The sequence below is a fragment of the Streptomyces sp. NPDC020807 genome (genome assembly GCF_040641575.1).
Taxonomy (GTDB): Bacteria; Actinomycetota; Actinomycetes; order Streptomycetales; family Streptomycetaceae; genus Streptomyces.
Genome location: NZ_JBFADU010000005.1, coordinates 331,887 through 347,918 on the forward strand (window position 1 = coordinate 331,887; position 16,032 = coordinate 347,918).

12 protein-coding genes are annotated in these 16,032 nt (G+C 73.6%); 7 read left to right on the forward strand and 5 right to left on the reverse strand.

Annotation, left to right across the window (positions count from 1 at the left end):
* The first annotated feature begins 157 nt into the window (after window positions 1-157).
* The gene (gene yicI / locus AB0G79_RS11660) at window positions 158-2,440 is read left to right on the forward strand and encodes an alpha-xylosidase (RefSeq protein WP_360803975.1); all 2,283 of its coding nucleotides are present in this window, start codon (window positions 158-160) and stop codon (window positions 2,438-2,440) included.
* Between the two features lie 26 nt (window positions 2,441-2,466).
* Here yicI and AB0G79_RS11665 read toward each other — a convergent pair whose 3' ends face one another.
* Window positions 2,467-4,239, reverse strand: coding sequence for a serine/threonine-protein kinase (locus tag AB0G79_RS11665; RefSeq protein WP_360803978.1), 1,773 nt, complete (start codon window positions 4,237-4,239; stop codon window positions 2,467-2,469).
* A 248-nt stretch (window positions 4,240-4,487) separates the two neighbouring features.
* On the opposite strand from AB0G79_RS11665, the gene AB0G79_RS11670 reads away from it, so the two are divergent.
* From AB0G79_RS11670 to lanL, 4 genes are all read left to right on the forward strand, one after another.
* Window positions 4,488-4,946, forward strand: a complete 459-nt coding sequence (locus AB0G79_RS11670) for a DUF6325 family protein (RefSeq protein WP_360803981.1) — start codon at window positions 4,488-4,490, stop codon at window positions 4,944-4,946.
* Between the two features lie 31 nt (window positions 4,947-4,977).
* Window positions 4,978-5,271: an SHOCT domain-containing protein gene (locus tag AB0G79_RS11675; protein WP_360803985.1), complete on the forward strand. Its 294-nt coding sequence runs from the start codon at window positions 4,978-4,980 to the stop codon at window positions 5,269-5,271.
* A gap of 226 nt (window positions 5,272-5,497) precedes the next feature.
* Complete coding sequence (locus AB0G79_RS11680; protein WP_360803988.1) at window positions 5,498-5,680, forward strand: SflA family class IV lanthipeptide; 183 nt, start codon at window positions 5,498-5,500, stop codon at window positions 5,678-5,680.
* An 8-nt stretch (window positions 5,681-5,688) separates the two neighbouring features.
* Window positions 5,689-8,340 (forward strand): class IV lanthionine synthetase LanL, encoded by a 2,652-nt coding sequence (gene lanL, locus AB0G79_RS11685; protein WP_360804305.1) that lies wholly within the window; start codon window positions 5,689-5,691, stop codon window positions 8,338-8,340.
* 207 nt (window positions 8,341-8,547) lie between these two features.
* Here lanL and AB0G79_RS11690 read toward each other — a convergent pair whose 3' ends face one another.
* Window positions 8,548-9,684 carry an FAD-dependent monooxygenase gene (locus AB0G79_RS11690; protein ID WP_360803991.1) on the reverse strand — a complete coding sequence of 379 codons (1,137 nt, stop codon included), beginning with the start codon at window positions 9,682-9,684 and terminating at the stop codon, window positions 8,548-8,550.
* A 154-nt stretch (window positions 9,685-9,838) separates the two neighbouring features.
* Between AB0G79_RS11690 and AB0G79_RS11695 the strand changes: the two genes are divergently transcribed.
* Window positions 9,839-10,600 (forward strand): class I SAM-dependent methyltransferase, encoded by a 762-nt coding sequence (locus AB0G79_RS11695; protein WP_360803994.1) that lies wholly within the window; start codon window positions 9,839-9,841, stop codon window positions 10,598-10,600.
* 69 nt (window positions 10,601-10,669) lie between these two features.
* Here the strand turns inward: AB0G79_RS11695 and AB0G79_RS11700 are convergent, their stop codons facing one another.
* Both AB0G79_RS11700 and AB0G79_RS11705 read right to left on the reverse strand, forming a co-directional pair.
* Entirely contained in the window at window positions 10,670-12,652 is a 1,983-nt protein-coding gene (locus tag AB0G79_RS11700; protein WP_360803997.1) for an NAD-binding lipoprotein, read from the reverse strand.
* A gap of 261 nt (window positions 12,653-12,913) precedes the next feature.
* Window positions 12,914-13,681: an NPP1 family protein gene (locus tag AB0G79_RS11705; RefSeq protein WP_360804000.1), complete on the reverse strand. Its 768-nt coding sequence runs from the start codon at window positions 13,679-13,681 to the stop codon at window positions 12,914-12,916.
* Window positions 13,682-13,965: 284 nt separating this feature from the next.
* Between AB0G79_RS11705 and AB0G79_RS11710 the strand changes: the two genes are divergently transcribed.
* The gene (locus AB0G79_RS11710; protein ID WP_360804003.1) at window positions 13,966-15,486 is read left to right on the forward strand and encodes a glycosyl hydrolase family 18 protein; all 1,521 of its coding nucleotides are present in this window, start codon (window positions 13,966-13,968) and stop codon (window positions 15,484-15,486) included.
* Between the two features lie 91 nt (window positions 15,487-15,577).
* On the opposite strand, the gene AB0G79_RS11715 is transcribed toward AB0G79_RS11710, so the two are convergent.
* Window positions 15,578-16,003 carry a hypothetical protein gene (locus AB0G79_RS11715; RefSeq protein ID WP_360804006.1) on the reverse strand — a complete coding sequence of 142 codons (426 nt, stop codon included), beginning with the start codon at window positions 16,001-16,003 and terminating at the stop codon, window positions 15,578-15,580.
* Between the last annotated feature and the right edge of the window lie 29 nt (window positions 16,004-16,032).

The following is a 16,032-nucleotide window of genomic DNA, read 5'->3' on the forward strand; positions in this document are numbered from 1 at the left end:
CATCGAAGCGCTTCCTCATGGCGTTTCCCATGGTTCGTCGCCGTACGAAGGATTGACATCGCCTCTCGCGCAATGACAGCGTCGAAGCGCTTCACCACCGAGCTGCCACCCGGACACCCCAGGGCGGCTACCACTGGTACCGGGAGGAAACCACCCGATGAAGTTCACCGACGGATACTGGCTGATGCGTCCCGGAGTGACCGCTCACTACGCCACCGAGGTCGCCGACGTCCGGGCCGACGAGCACCGCGTGACCCTCCACGCGCCGGTGAAGCACGTGCGCGGCCGCGGCGACATGCTCAACAGCGCGCTGCTGACGGTCGAGTGCTGGTCCCCGGCCGAGGGAGTGATCGGCGTCCGCGCCACCCACCACGCCGGCTCGGTGCGCCGGGGGCCGGAGTTCGCACTGCCCGGCGCGCGGCCGGACGCCGGAAAGGCGCACCGCGACGGCGCCGTGGTCGAGCTGGTCGCGGGTGAGCTGTCGCTGCGGGTGGACACCTCCCGTCCGTGGCACCTGGAGTTCTCCGCGGGCGGCCGGGTGCTGACCTCCGTGGGCGAGCGAGGCCTCGGCTTCGTCACCGACGCCGCGGGACGGCACCACATGCTGGGTCAACTCGCCCTGGGAGTAGGGGAGCTGGTGTACGGACTCGGCGAGCGCTTCACCCCGTTCGTCAAGAACGGCCAGTCCGTGGACATCTGGCAGGCGGACGGCGGCACCAGCAGCGAACAGGCCTACAAGAACGTCCCCTTCCACCTGACGAACCGCGGCTACGGCGTCTTCGTCAACCATCCCGGGAAGGTGAGCTACGAGGTCGGCTCCGAGGCGGTGGGCCGGGTCCAGTTCAGTGTGGAGGACCATTCACTGGAGTTCTTCGTCGTCCACGGCCCCACCCCGAAGCAGGTCCTGGAGCGCTACACGGCGCTGTCCGGCCGCCCCGCCCTGCCGCCGGCCTGGGCGCTCGGCCTCTGGCTCACCACCTCCTTCACCACCGACTACGACGAGGCAACCGTCAACCGCTTCGTGGGCGGCATGGCCGAACGCGGCATCCCCCTCAGCGTGTTCCACTTCGACTGCTTCTGGATGCGCGGCTACCAGTGGTGCGACTTCGACTGGGACTCCGAGACCTTCCCCGACCCGGCCGGCATGCTCGCCCGCCTCAAGGACCAGGGGCTGAGGATCTCCGCGTGGATCAACCCGTACATCGCGCAGAAGTCGGCGCTGTTCGAGGAGGGCATGCGCGAGGGCCACCTGGTGCGCCGTCCGGACGGCAGCGTGTGGCAGTGGGACCTGTGGCAGCCGGGCATGGCCCTCGTGGACTTCACCAACCCCGCCGCCCGCGCGTGGTACACCGACAGACTCCGCGTGCTCCTCGACACGGGGGTGGACTGCTTCAAGACCGACTTCGGCGAGCGCGTCCCCACGGACGTCGTCTGGCACGACGGCTCCGACCCCGAACGGATGCACAACTACTACACCCACCTCTACAACGAGGCGGTCTTCGAGCTGCTGCGCGAGGTGCGCGGCGAGGGCGAGGCGCTGCTGTTCGCGCGCTCCGCGACCGCCGGCGGCCAGCAGTATCCGGTGCACTGGGGCGGCGACTGCGAGTCCCACTTCAACGCCATGGCCGAGTCGCTGCGGGGCGGGCTCTCGCTGGGCCTGTCCGGCTTCGGCTTCTGGAGCCACGACATCGGCGGTTTCGAGGGCACCCCGACTCCCACCGTCTTCAAGCGCTGGGTGCAGTTCGGGCTGCTCTCCTCGCACAGCCGCCTGCACGGCAGCAAGTCCTACCGCGTGCCGTGGGACTACGGCGAGGAGGCCGTCGAGGTCACGCGCGCGTTCACCCTGCTCAAGCACCGCCTCGCCCCCTACCTCCAGCGCGCCGCGCAGCAGGCGCACGCCACCGGCGTCCCGGTGATGCGCGCGATGGTGCTGGAGTTCCCCGACGACCCGGCCGCGGCCACGCTCGACCGGCAGTACCTGCTCGGCGACGACCTGCTCGTCGCCCCCGTCTTCACCGACGACGGCACGGTCGACTACTACGTGCCCGAGGGGACGTGGACCAACGTCCTGACCGGGGCCCCGGTCACCGGGCCCCGGTGGGTCCGCGAGCGGCACGGCTTCGACACCCTGCCGCTGCTCGCCCGCCCCGGCTCCGTCATCCCGCTGGCCGCCGACGACCAACGGCCGGTCTCCGCCTGGGCGGACGGCGTCGAACTCCGGGTCCACGCCTTCGCCGACGGCGCCGAGCGCACCGTCGTGATCCCCCGCGCCGACGGCCCCGGTGCGGCGGCCCGCTTCCACCTGCGGCGCCGTGGCGACCGCCTGCACGTGACCACCGACAGCCCGCACCCGTGGCGGCTGCGGATCGGCGGCCCGGACGCGACACCGCACGTCCGGCCGGCCGGCACCCCGGAGACCGAGCTGCCGTACCCCGTCTGAGCCGAGGCGCGCGGTGCGCCCCGGCGTCAGGACGCGGGCAGGGTCGAGACGACCTTGCCGGAGACGTCGACGGCGAGGTAGCCGCTGGCCCGGTAGTCGTTGGTGAGGTAGTAGCGCAGCGTCGGACGGTCGTCGTTGAAGGTCCAGCGGTCGACGATGACGTACCGCAGCGTGGGGTCGTCCACCTTGAGGTCGCGATCGCCGCGCTTCATCAGCGCGGGGAGGTCGTCCCAGGGCATCGCCGCCACGTCGAAGGGCTGCTCGTCGGCGTCGTCGGCGCTGATGGTGCCGCCGGGTCCGGTCTTCGTGGCCGTCCCGGCCCGGTACTGGTACGCGTCGTAGGTCTTCGCGCCGGGCCGGGTCGGGATGTTCGCCAGGGCGTACTCCTCGTAGATCGTCAGGTCCTTGATGGTCGTGGTGCCGCTCGCCCGGCGGAACTCCTCGATGACGGCGCGGACGTTGGCGGTGGTGAGGAGGGTGCCACGGGTCGCGGGCGCGGAGGCGGAGGCCGAGGTGGAGGCCGAAGCGGTCGGCAGCGTGCCCGAGCCCGTGCCCGTGCCCGGTCCCTGGCCGGGGGTGCGCACGGCGCCGGTCGGCGAGACGCCGCCCTTCGCCCCGGAGGTCCCGCCGCTGCCGTCGTCGCCTTCGTCGCCGGGGAACAGGTTCACCACGCCGACCACCGCGGCGGCGGCCAGGACGAGGCCGACGGCGAGGCCCGCGGCGCGCTTGCGCGGACGCGAGGGTGTGGGGGTGGGCAGCGTCGGCGGGCCGAAGCCCGCGCCGGGTGCGACGGGTGGGCCGTAGGCGGGGTGCGGGTAGGGCCCGGGGGCAGGCGCGTACGGCGGAGGGGTGGCGGGTCCCGCGACGGACGCGTGAGGAGGAGCGGCCGGAGCGGCTCCGGGAGTGGGAGCCGCACCAGGCCCGCCGGCCGTCTTCGTCTGCGCTTCCGCTTCCGCTTCCGCTTCCGCTTCCGCCAACAGCCGTTCCAGGAGCGCCCCGTCCGGCCGCTGCGCCGGATCGCGCACGAGGAGCCGGGTCAGTACGGGACCCAGCGCGCCGGACCGCACCGGCGCGGGGATCGGGTCGTCGAGCACCGCGACCACGGTCGCGAGGCCGGTGGCACGGCGCAGCGGGTGGTGGCCCTCGGCCGCCACGTACAGGAGCATGCCGAGCGACCACAGGTCGGAGGCCGGGTTGCCCTCCTCACCGCGGACCCGTTCGGGGGCGATGAACTCCGGCGAGCCGATCAGGTCGCCGGTGGAGGTGAGCCGGGAGGTGGCGCCGTCGAACGCCGCGATGCCGAAGTCGGTGAGCACGGCCCCGCCCTCGTGCCGGAGCAGGACGTTGGCGGGTTTGACGTCGCGGTGCTGGATGCCGGCGGCGTGCGCGGCGCGCAGGGCGGAGAGGACCTGACGGCCGAGGGCGAGCACCTCGGGGACGGGCATCGGGCCGGCGGCGAGCCGGTCGTACACGGAGCTGCCCTCGACGAGCTCCATCACGATCCACGGGTGCGAGCCGTCCCGCGGCTCGACGATGTGGTGGATCGTGACGACGTGGGGGTTCGACACCCGGGCCAGGGCCTGGGCCTCGCGGACGGCGCGTTCGCGCAGCTGCGCGGCGAATCCGGGGTTCGCCTCCTCCACGGCGGGGTCGGGCGGGCGGACCTCCTTGAGGGCGACGTCCCGGTCGAGGGCCACGTCGCGGGCGCGCCACACGGTGCCCATGCCGCCGCTGCCGAGTCGGGATACCAGTCGGAAGCGCCCGTCGACCAGGGGTCTTCGGTCGTCATTCGTGCTCATGGGCGATCATCGTAGGGGGTGTCGGCCGTGCCCCGGCACCCACCGGGTCATCTCGTACGCGCCGGACGGACCGGGCCCGGGCATGGGCCCCGGGGCCGAGCGCGGACGCGCGTGGACGTGCGGGGCGCACCGGCCGGTGTTGGAATGGGGGCAGGGCTGCGTCCGGCGCGTCCGGCGCTGCGCGGCGTGCACGCGGCGTGGACGGGTGGGGCCCCGCCTCGTCCTTCCCAACTGCGTGTGGAGTGGTCATGAGCGATGAATTCGAGGACATGGGGCCGGTGGACTACCTGGTCATCGAGTTTCCCGGCAACCGCATGACGGGCGAGGGACTGCCCCTTCTCCTCGATCTGGTCGACAGAGGGATCATCCGCGTCCTCGACCTCTCCTTCGTCCGGAAGGACGCCGACGGCAGTGTCATCGGGGTGGAACTGCGGGACATCGACGCCGACGGGGCACTCGACCTGACCGTGTTCGAGGGCTCCTCGTCGGGGCTTCTCGGCCAGGACGACCTGGACGAGGCCGGGGCGGCGCTGGACGCGGGCAACTCGGCCGGCATCCTCGTCTACGAGAACCTCTGGGCCGCGCCCCTCGCGCGGGAACTGCGACGCGGCGGCGCGCAGCTCGTCGCCGGCGGGCGCATCCCCGTACAGGCGCTGCTGGCATCGCTGGACGCCATCGAGGAAGCGGACGGCAGCGCCGCCGCCTGACCCCCACGGACGACGATCTAGGAGGACCGACATGCCAGGACTTCTGCGCGGCGTGGCCCGCACCGCGGTGGTGGCCGGGACGGCGACCGCCGTCTCCAACAGGGTCTCGCGACGCCAGGCGGGCCGCTGGGCCCAGCAGGAACAGGCGCCGCCGCCACAGCAGTACGCACCGCCGCCGTCCGCGCCGCCGGCCGCGGCCCCCGCGCCGGCCGACGACATGAGCAGCAAGATCGCTCAGCTCAAGGAGCTCGGCGAGCTGAAGGAACAGGGCGTGCTCACCGAGGAGGAGTTCGCGGCCCAGAAGAGCAAGATCCTCGGCTCCTGAACCGGCCCGGCACCATCGCCCGTCGATCGTCCCCCGTCCCGAACGGCCCCTGGCCGTCGGGGCGGGGGACGGTGCGTTCGACGGCCGGACGCCCGTGCGGAGGTCCCCTTGTCAGCGACTCGGGCCCTCCTTACCGTTGTTCAGCGAGTCACCGGCCCGCCGGGTTCACCTGCCCTGCGCCGGCCGTCAGTTGCTCCTCAACGCGCGACAACCATGGAGGCGTCACATGCCCTTAGCCGTGCCGGATCTTCTGGAGACCGACCGATTCCGCGACGCGGGTCCGCTGGAGATCGACGACGAGCTGATCCCGTTCGAGGACGACGACCGCAGCGACCGCGAGCACACCGCGTGTCTCTCCGACCCCTGGGTGACCGCCACCACCCGGTTCGCCTGCGACCTGAACTCGTAGCGGTGGCCGTGTCCATCACCGGCCGCAGCGGGTGGTCCGACGGAACATGGTCGTATCTGAACGATCCGCGCATGCCGGTGATGGAACACGGCTGGAAACTGCACGTATCGGCGCGACCCGGCGACCTCGACGCCGTGACCCGGCTCGTCCTTCCGGTCCTCTCCCGGCACGTCTGCCACGCGAAGTTCGCCCGTGACCCCGAGACGCTGCGCCGCCTCAACTCCGGGGTGGTGAGCGCCGGAGCCGTCGGCAAGGCGATCACCGTCTACCCCCCGGCCGACGCCGTGGTCGCCGTCGGCCGTGAACTCGCCGCCGCCCTGCGGGACCGGGAGGGCCCCCGCGTCGTCAGCGATCGCCGGGTCGCCCCGGACGCCCCCGTCTACTACCGCTACGGCCCCTTCACCGGCGACTACCGGACCGGCCGGAGCGGGCGCCTCGAATCGGTCATGACCGGGCCGGACGGCAGCGTCTTCGACGGCCTGGCCGTCGGCCGGTACAGGTGCCCGCCCTGGGCCGACGACCCCTTCGCACGCGACTCCGCCGACGCGGGCGCCGGGCAGGGGGACGGAGAGGGAGACGGGTACGGGGAGGCGGGCGGGGATTCCGCCGGCGACCGGTCGGCTGCGGCAGGGTTCGGCGGCGGGCGTTACGAGGTCACCGCCGGCATCGCCCGTACGCCCCGGGGCAACGTCTACCGCGCGGTCGACCGCGCTCTCGGGCGGCCGGTGGTGGTCAAACAGGCACGAGCCTTCGTCGGCGAGGACGAACAGGGTACGGACGCCCGGCACCGGCTGCGCAACGAGCGCGCGGTCCTCACCGCGCTCGACGGCGTCACCGGCGTGCCGCGCGCGCTCGACTACTTCGCGCACCGGGCCGACGAGTACCTGGTGTCGACCAGCTGCGGCGACCGGGACCTCCGCAGGGAGGTCCTGCGGAACGGGCCCTACCGGGACGACGACGTCCGGCCCGGGCGCTCCCTCACCGCCCTCGCCTCCCGGCTCCTGCGCGTCCTGGACTCCGTCCACGGCCGGAACGTCGTCGTCCGCGACCTCAAGCCCGACAACGTCGTCCTCGACGACGCGGGCCCCGGCCACTGCCACCTGGTCGACTTCGGGATCAGCGAGCGGGACGGCGCCGGCCCGGGCGGGGCGACCCCCGGGTACAGCGAGCCGGTGCTGCCCGCCTCCGGACCGGCCGCCCCCGCCGACGACTACTACGCCCTCGGCGCGACCCTCTTCTTCGCCGCCACCGGCCTCGATCCGGTGATCGTCGACGCCGACCGCACCGTCAACCGGGACCGGACCGTGGCCTGCCTGGCGGCGGCGCTGCCAGGCCGGGCCCACCGGGCGGCACGGTCGACGATCACCGGCCTCCTGAGCTTCGACCCGGCGGTACGGACCCGCGCCGCCGACGGCCTGCGCACCGGTGCGGCGGTCGCACCGGACCGGTCCGCGTGCCCGCGCGCCGCGCTCCCCCGGATCGACGGCGACCTGTTGGACGAGATCGTCGAGCACACGGTTTCCTCCTGTGTCGGTGAAGCGCTGGCGATCGTGGACCCGGTCCGGGCCGCGCAGCTCAACGTCCCGACCTCGATCGACGTCTACGGCGGCAGTTCGGGGCTCGGGCTCGAACTCCTCCACCACGCGCACCTGCCCCAAGTGCGGTCCGCGGTGGACGCCTTGGCGCGGTGGACGGCCGACCAGTCGAGGAACCTGCCGCCGGGCTTCTACACCGGGCGCACGGGCGTCGAACTCTTCCTCACGGAGGCCGGCACAGCAACCGGCCCGGTGGCCGGCCCGGTGGCCGGCACAGTGGCCGGCACAGTGGCCGCGCCGCCGGACGCGTACGCCGTCCTGCCGGAGCGCGCGCCGGACGGCGGGCCTCCGGAGGCCGACCTCGTGGCGGGCGCCGCCGGGATCGGCCTCGGCCGGCTGCTGCTCGCCCGGCACGCCCTCCGGTCCGGCGACCGGCACGGCGCCGACCGGCACCTCGCCGTCGCCGCCGACTGCGACCGGATGCTGGCGTCGGGCGCCGCCCGGTTGAACCCGACCGGTTCCGGCACCGCGGGCGGCGCCGCACTCCGCGAAGGCATCGCGCACGGCGAGGCGGGCGTCGCCTGCTTCCTGCTCGCGTACGGTGCCGCGACCGGGGAGCCCGGCGCGATCGGCCGTGCCGAGAAGGCCGCCGCACGCCTGGCAGCCGTGACACCCGGCATCCTCGCGGCGGCCGCCGAGCCGGGGGCGACCCGCCGCTACGGCTCGTGGTGCCGGGGCCTGGCCGGCATCGGGACCGTGCTCGTCCAGGCCGCCGAACTCCTCGACGAGCCCCGGTACCTCGACCTCGCCCGGCGGACCGCGCGCGCCTGCGCCGTGATGGCACCGCGGATGCCCCTGATCTCGCAGTGCTGCGGCCTCGCCGGGGTGGGCGACCTGATGGTGGACGTCGCGCGGGCCTCCGCGTCCGAGGAGTTCTGGGACGCGGCCGGCACCGTCGCCCTGCTCGTCCTGAGCCGCAGCGGCGGCACGTGGTCCCGGCCGGTGTTCCCGGACACCGGCCTCACCCGGTCGAGTGCCACGTGGGCCGGCGGCTCGGCGGGCGTGCTCGCCTTCTTCCGACGCCTGCGCGACCGGGGCGGTCCGCGGCTCGGCCTGCCCGCCTGACCGCCCCGGCCGCGAGCGCGGCCGGCGGGTCCAGGGCGCGTGTCGAAAGTGGCGTCGTCTGCCCGGAGGGCAGGCCCGGCGGTGTCCGGTGCGTGCGATCGCAAGGCGGAGGGTCGCCCCGATACTGGGTGTATCGGGGCAATTCCGACAATGCGGCGAGCGTGCGTGCCGGGCGCCGCCGGGCAGGCGCCACTTTCGGCACACGCCCTAGTAGGGCTTCGCCAGGACGTGGGCCGCGCCCGGGATGCCGACCTCCAGGAGGGCGTCCTCCTCGGGCGTGGTGGGGGCGCCCATCTCCTGCTTGAGGACGGCGTGGGACATGGACTGGACCCAGAGGGCACGGGGGCGGCGGCGGGCCTCCCAGGCGGCGAGGGCGTCGGGGACCGTGGCCTCCGCCTCCAGGGACCGGGCGAGGACGAGGGCGTCCTCGAGGGCCATGGCGGCGCCCTGGGCGAGGTGCGGGGTGGAGGCGTGGGCGGCGTCGCCCGCGAGGACGACGCGGCCCACGTGCCAGGGCTCGTCCACGGTGACCTGGGAGATGCGGGAGTACACGATCGCCGACGGGTCGGTGACCGCGGCGAGGGCCTCGGCGACGGGTCCGGAGAACGCGGCGAGACGGCGGGCGAGTTCCTCGTGGGCGTGGTCCGGGTCCGGGCGGAAGTCCTCGGGCTCGGCGAAGACGGCGCCGAGGTACATCAGGTCGTCCGTCACGGGGGTGAGGAGCGCCTTGGCCTCCCGGCCGGCCGTGGCCATCAGCACGCCGTCCAGGCCGGGGTGGCGCGGTACGGTGACGCGCCAGTTGGCGAAGCCGGTGTACGCGGGCGCGTACAGGTCCCCGTAGAGGCGGGTGCGGAGCGGTGATCCGATGCCGTCGAAACCCACGACCAGGTCCCAGTGGCCGGTGGAGCCGTCGGAGAGCGTGACGGTGACCCGCGTGCCGTCGTCGTCGAGCTCGGCGACGGTGGTGTTGTGGCGCGTCTTGGCGCCGGCCGCCGCGGCGGCGCCGGCGAGGAGGGCGGCGAGCGCGGGCCGCGGGATGCCGTTGGCGGCCGGGACGCCGTCCATGCGCGGCTGGGGTATGCGCGCGAGGGTGTTGCCCGCCGGGTCGGCGATCGTCAGGAACTCCCAGGAGGACCCGGCGGCCAGGCACTGGTCGAGCAGTCCGAGCTCCCGCATGACGTGCAGGGCGTTCGTCGGCTGGATGATGCCGACGCCCTCGGCGGTCGGCTCGGCGCGGATCTCGGCGACCTCCACGGTGTGGCCGCCGCGGGCGAGGGCGGTGGCGAGGGCGAGCCCGCCGATGCCGCCGCCGTTGACGAGGACGCGCAGGGGTGTTGACGACATCGGAACTCTCCATGGCGTGAGCGGGGACGGTTCGACGGCTGAGGCCTGTCGGCCCGTCAGCCGGTCCCTTCATGATCACATCCTGACGGCGTGTCGCCGCCGCGCCGGGGATAAATCGCTCGCTCCCGCACATGTCGGGCGGGATGATCAGGGCATGACGCGCTCCTTCGACGAACTCATCACGGAAGCCTCCGAGGCGTCGGTCGACGGCTGGGACTTCTCCTGGCTCGACGGCCGGGCGACGGAGGCGAGGCCCTCGTGGGGCTACCAACGGCTGCTCGGGGAGCGGCTGGCCGGGGTCGCGGCCGGGCTCGACATCCAGACGGGCGGCGGGGAGGTGCTCGGCGGCGTCCGCGCGCTGCCGCCGACGATGGCGGCGACGGAGTCGTGGGCGCCGAACGTCTCGCGGGCCACGCGCCTGCTCCATCCGCGCGGGGTGGTCGTGGTCGCGGACCCCGACGAGCCGCCGCTGCCGTTCGGGGACGAGGCGTTCGACCTCGTCACCAGCCGCCATCCCGTGACGGTGTGGTGGGAGGAGATCGCGCGCGTCCTGCGGCCGGGCGGGAGCTATCTGGCGCAGCACGTCGGGCCGGCGAGCGTCTGGGAGCTCGTCGAGTACTTCCTGGGACCGCAGCCGGAGGCGGCACGGGCCCGGCGGGCGGAGGACGAGGCGGCGGGGGCGGAGGCGGCGGGGCTCGAGGTGGTGGACGTGCGCGGTGAGCGGCTGCGCATGGAGTTCCACGACGTCGGGGCCGTCGTGTGGTTCCTGCGGAAGGTGGTCTGGATCGTCCCGGGTTTCTCGGTCGAGGCGGAGCTGCCGCGGCTGCGGGAGCTGGACGCGCGGATCCGGGCGGAGGGGCCGTTCGTGGCCCACTCCGCGCGGACCCTGATCGAGGCGAGGAAGCCGGGTCGCTAGGTGTGTGTCGAAGGTGGCGTCGCCTGCCCGCCGGGCAGGCGCCCCTTTCGGCACACTCCCCAGGGGGCGTCAGCCGGCCGTCGGGGGCCGGCCGTCGCGCGCGTCGTCTCGTGGGTCGCCCCGCGCGTCGTCCCGTGCGATGACGACGATCTGGTCGGCGGGGTGCCAGTGCCGCACGTGGGACTTCGGCGGGTTGAGGCGTACTCCGTGGGCGTGGGAGCGGTAGCCGATGGCGCAGGCGTGGCGGCGGGCGGCGGACTCGGCGACGGTGGCGAAGGAGACGGGGCGGCCCGTGGCGACGTAGTGGGCGGCGGGACGCAGGTGGACGGAGTTGCCGTCGGCGGCGAAGAGCTCCTCGAAGACGGCGGCCAGGTGCGGGTTCTGCGAGATCTGGGTCATCAGGAGGCCGATGGTCCGGCCGGTGACGACGAAGTCGGTCGCCGCGGAGCGGGGGGCCAGGGAGAGGTTCCGGTCGTCGGTCAGTTCGGCGACGACCGGGACGGGAGCGCCGGCAGGGGTGGGGTGCGCGCGGCCGCGCTGTCGTTCTCGGAGGTGGAGGAGCGTGAGGAGGGTGTGGTCGTCCGGTTCGGCGTGGCCACGTGTGCGGTCGGGGCCGAGGACGAGGACGGCGTCGTAGCCGGTGAGGTCCCGTGCGCCCGTGGTCTCCGGCACGGTGGGGTCCCCGGGGTGGTGGAGGATCGGGAGGCGGTGGCCCACGGCCCGGTTCGTGGAACGGATGCCGGCGATCGTCGACGCCGTGGGCGGGGCGATGACGTCGAGGGTGGTGCCCGGTGCGGTGCCTCGTGCCAGCTGGTCGGCGAGGCGGGGCGCGCGGCGGTTCCAGCCGAGGAGGAGGTACCGCTCGGGACGGGCGGGTTCCGGGGGCGGCGGCGGGGTGAGCGCCGTCGGGTCGTAGGGCACCGGAGGGTCGGCGGGGTGGGTCGAGTGGGAGTCCTCGGCGACGACGAGGAGGCGGTCGCCGGGGCCGAGGAGGGTGTCGGCGGGCGGGTTGAGGAGGACGGCGCCGTCCGGGCGTACGAGGCCGGCCGCGCACGACTCCGGGCAGCGGGCGGCGGCCTTCCTGAACGTCAGGCCCTCGGGTCCGGGTTCGGGCAGGGTGTGGAACTCGTGTCCGGCGAAGTCCAGGAGCTCCTGGTGGACGTGGGAGAGGCCGGGGCGGCGCGCGTACTGGACGAGGAGGCGCGCGGTGATGTCGTCGGTGTGCAGGACGGTGGCCAGGGGGCCGCCGGCGAGGCGGGCGGCGGTGAGGTGGCGGTCGCCCCGTACGGCCGCGACGACGCGCACCGGGTGGTCGGGGCCCGCGGCGGCCGTCAGCGCCAGGAGGGCCTTCACGGTCTCGGTGTCGTCGCGGGGGCGGTCGCGGGGCAGGACGAGGACGGACGCGGCGTCCGCCGGGCTGACGCGGGCGAGGGCGGTGGGGTCGGCGGGGCGGCCGGTGCGGCAGATCACCCGGGTACGGCCGATGGCGCCGAGGGCGGCGCGCAGCTCCTCCTCCATGGCGGTCTTGGCGCGGTCGGCGAGGAGCGTGACGAGGGCCCGGGCGGTGAGCAGTTCGCCGATGACGGTGGGGATCTGCTCGGACCAGCCGAGGACGACGGTGTGTCCGCGTTCCAGGACGGTGGAGTGGCCCCGGTTGAGGGCGATGAGCTTGTCGGTGATGCCGGTGGTGATGAGGCTGACGAGGGTGGAGACGTAGAGGAGGGCGATGAGGGCGAGGAGGACGGAGAGGGCGACGCGGAGCGGTGGTCCGACCTCGCCGCCGAGGCGGAGGGTCTGTCCGGTGTTCCGCCAGACCGCGGCGATGCGCGAGCGCAGGGAGGCCGGCGCGTGGTCGTCGGTCCAGACGAGGAGGGCGCTGACGGGGACGACGAGCAGCAGGCAGGCGAGGGCGAGCCAGCCGACGAGCGCGGGTGTGCCGCGGGTGAGCACGGTGTCGAACCAGTAGCGCAGGCGTGCCTCGGTGGAGGCGGGCCCGGTGCGGTACGGGGGGCGAGGCCGCGGTGGGGGCGGCGTGACGGGACCGTCGGGCAAGGGGCCCTGTGCTGCGCCCGGTTGCCGCGGGCCTGGCCTTTGCCCCAGTCCCTGACCCTGACCCAGTCCCTGACCCTGACCCTGACCCAGTCCCTGACCCAGTCCCTGACCTGGCTTCAACCCTGGTCGTGGCCCCCGCCCTTGCGTCGGGACCACCTCGTTGCCTTCTTTGCGCACGTCGGCAGCGTGGCGCCCCGCCGTGACCGGCGGGGCGCCATCGGGGCATGTTCATCCCATCGTGATCAGTGAGCGAATCCGGGTTCAGGCGTACGGGTCGAAGGGGATCCCGGACGGCTTGGCCTTGGCGAGGTGGGCGGCGAAGTTGGCGTCCTTGAGACCGAAGACGGCGCTGCCGAAGTCGGCCTGGCTGAGCTTCTCGCGCAGACCGGCCGGGTAGCCGTTCCAGCCGACCAGGCTCGGGTACTGCCAGGTGTGCTGGTGGTTCTCCGGGGGTTCGTCGTTGCCGTTGGCGGGCCGGAAGCAGTGGGTCCCGATGCCGTCCTTGTGGTAGACGACCTTCGGGTGGGTGCCGTCCCAGCGCATGGCGGCGCGGCCGTTGGTGACGAAGTCGCCGTGGGCCGAGGTGGAGACGTACTGCGCCTCGTTGTCCCGGACCCAGACGACGACGTGTTCCCAGTCGTGGCGGTGGCCGCCGAGGCTGCTGCCGGGGAGGGCCTGGTCCTTCTCGAAGTAGAGGCCGTAGAGGATCGCGCACCAGCCGTTGTTGCACTTGGCGCGGGCGTAGCCGTTGGTGTTGGTGAGGTCCCAGGAGTCGCGGCACTGGCCGTTGAGGGCGCCGGTGGGGTTGAGGCCGCCGTTGAGCGTGCCGTCGGGTCCGATCGCGGGCGTCGGGTAGCAGCCGTCGGTGTCGTAGTCGAAGGCCGGCTGGAAGGTCTGTTCGAGGCCGTCGGCGTTGGCGGGGAGGGCGGTGGGCGGGGCGGCGAGGGCGCTGGCCGGGAGGGCGATGACGAGGGCCAGGGCGCCGGTGAGGGCGAGGGCTCCCCTGGTGACGTACGCCGGAGTCTTCACTGCGTCCCCTTGGGGTCGGAAGGAGGGTGCCGGGTGGCCAGTTTGTCATGCACAGCACACCCGTGTGGCTCACTGGACCAATCGGGGAGGCCGGACGCATCACGGCAGCACGCACCCGCAGTCACTGGATGCACCACGCAAGGAATCGCATAATTGGTCTAGTCCAACTTTGGTCCAGGCCATTGACGTGCCCCTGACGGCAGGGCAACTTCCTAGGTCGACACCCGTGCACGGCAGGCCTGTTGGCCCTGTCGGCGCGCTCCCCCACCGTCATTGGATGACCCATGAGACGCGTACGTTCGCTCCGCTCGGCCCTCACCGCGGCCCTGACCGCCGTGGCCGCCCTGGGCCTCACCGCCGTCGCCGCCGCCCCCTCCCAGGCCGCGAGCCCGCTGCCCGAGCACGTCTTCGCCCCCTACTTCGAGGCCTGGACCGGCGAGAGCCCGGCCGCCCTCAGCGCCCAGTCCGGGGCCAAGCACCTCACGATGGCCTTCCTCCAGACGGCCGCCAAGGGGTCGTGCACCGCCTACTGGAACGGCGACCCGGGCATGCCCGTCGCCCCGGCCACCTTCGGCGCCGACATCGCGACCATGCAGTCCCGCGGCGGCGACGTGATCCCTTCCTTCGGCGGGTACGCGGCGGACACCACCGGCACCGAGATCGCGGACAGCTGTACCGACGTCAACCAGATCGCCGCCGTCTACCAGAAGGTCATCACGACCTACGACGTGACGCGCCTCGACATGGACATCGAGGTCGACTCGCTGGACAACACCGCCGGCATCGACCGGCGGAACAAGGCCATCAAGGTCCTCCAGGACTGGGCCGCCGCCAACGGGCGCACCATCCAGATCTCGTACACCCTGCCGACGACCACCCGCGGCCTCGCCGCCAGCGGTCTCGCCGTGCTCAAGAACGCCGTGGCCAACGGCGCGAAGGTCGACGTCGTCAACCTCATGACCTTCGACTACTACGACAACGCGGTCCACGACATGGCCGCCGACACCAAGACGGCCGCGCAGGGCCTGCACGACCAGCTCGCCCAGCTGTACCCCGCCAAGACCCCGGCCCAGCTCTGGGCCATGGTCGGCGTCACCGAGATGATCGGCGTCGACGACTTCGGACCCGCCGAGACCTTCACCCTCGCCAACGCCCGCACGGTGTACGACTGGGCGGTCTCCAAGGGCATCAACACCCTCTCGTTCTGGGCGCTCCAGCGTGACAACGGTGCCTGCCCCGGCGGCGCCGCCGCCAACCACTGCTCCGGGATCGAGCAGAACACCTGGGACTTCTCCCGCATCTTCAGCCCCTTCACCAGCGGCACCACCGCCCCCGCCGACGACTTCTCGGTGACGACGGCCCCCGCCTCCGCGACGATCGCCGCGGGCTCCTCCACCACCGCCACGGTGAAGACCGCCGTGACCACCGGCGCGGCCCAGACGGTCGCGCTCTCCGTCAGCGGCCTTCCCGCGGGCGTCACCGCCTCCCTCAGCCCCGCCTCCGTCACCGCCGGCGGCTCGTCGGCCCTGACCCTCAGCACGACGACGGCGGCCGTCTCCGGCACCTACCAGGTCGTCGTCAACGGGTCCGGCCCGTCCGCCTCGCACGCGGCCGTCCTCACCCTGACCGTCACCGGCGGCACGACGCAGTGCACGGCGGCCCCCTGGTCCACCACCGCCGTCTACACCGGCGGACAGCAGGTCTCCCACAAGGGCCACATCTGGAAGGCCAAGTGGTGGACCACCGGCGAAGAGCCCGGCACCACCGGCCAGTGGGGCGTCTGGCAGGACCTCGGCGCCTGCTGATCGTCCCTCTCCACCCCCGCCGGGGGCGTGTCCGACGGGTCCCCCGTCCGGCACGCCCCCGGAGGGCGTACGGAAGCGTCGCGACGAGGGGTCAGCGGCCCTCGGCGAACCCGCGGAAGGTGCCCGACCCGTCGGCGGCGTCGGCGTAGTCCGCGAAGGTCAGCTGGGCGACGCCGAGGTGGGCCGCGACGTCGGGGAACCACCGGGCCGGAACCCTGAACGTCCGCCCGGGCTTGTACGAGAGGTCCACGGCCAGGAGCGGACGCTCCGGATCGCTCATCGTGGTGGTGTCCGCCAGGAACACGTCGCCGACCCTGTCGTCCGCGTCCGCGGCGGCCTCCTCCGCCAGCACGGCGGGAACCCCCGCGCCGGCGAAGCGCCGATCGCTGACGAACGTGGCACGGGGATGTTCCGCACCCGCTTCGACCACGGCGCACACCGCGTCCCACGCCCCCTCGTCGTCGAAGTCGGTCCGCAGGATCAGCGAGGTCAGATGGTCCGGCCGAGGCAGAGGCATGCCGCGATCCTCCCACCCCGGGCGCCCGT

Coding starts and splice junctions, on each gene's coding strand:
- AB0G79_RS11675 (WP_360803985.1), top strand. CDS start 4,978: ATGCCAGGACTTCTGCGCGGCGTGGCCCGCACCGCGGTGGTGGCCGGG.
- AB0G79_RS11695 (WP_360803994.1), top strand. CDS start 9,839: ATGACGCGCTCCTTCGACGAACTCATCACGGAAGCCTCCGAGGCGTCG.
- AB0G79_RS11680 (WP_360803988.1), top strand. CDS start 5,498: ATGCCCTTAGCCGTGCCGGATCTTCTGGAGACCGACCGATTCCGCGAC.
- AB0G79_RS11670 (WP_360803981.1), top strand. CDS start 4,488: ATGAGCGATGAATTCGAGGACATGGGGCCGGTGGACTACCTGGTCATC.
- AB0G79_RS11690 (WP_360803991.1), bottom strand. CDS start 9,684: ATGTCGTCAACACCCCTGCGCGTCCTCGTCAACGGCGGCGGCATCGGC.
- AB0G79_RS11715 (WP_360804006.1), bottom strand. CDS start 16,003: ATGCCTCTGCCTCGGCCGGACCATCTGACCTCGCTGATCCTGCGGACC.
- AB0G79_RS11665 (WP_360803978.1), bottom strand. CDS start 4,239: ATGAGCACGAATGACGACCGAAGACCCCTGGTCGACGGGCGCTTCCGA.
- AB0G79_RS11710 (WP_360804003.1), top strand. CDS start 13,966: ATGAGACGCGTACGTTCGCTCCGCTCGGCCCTCACCGCGGCCCTGACC.
- yicI (WP_360803975.1), top strand. CDS start 158: ATGAAGTTCACCGACGGATACTGGCTGATGCGTCCCGGAGTGACCGCT.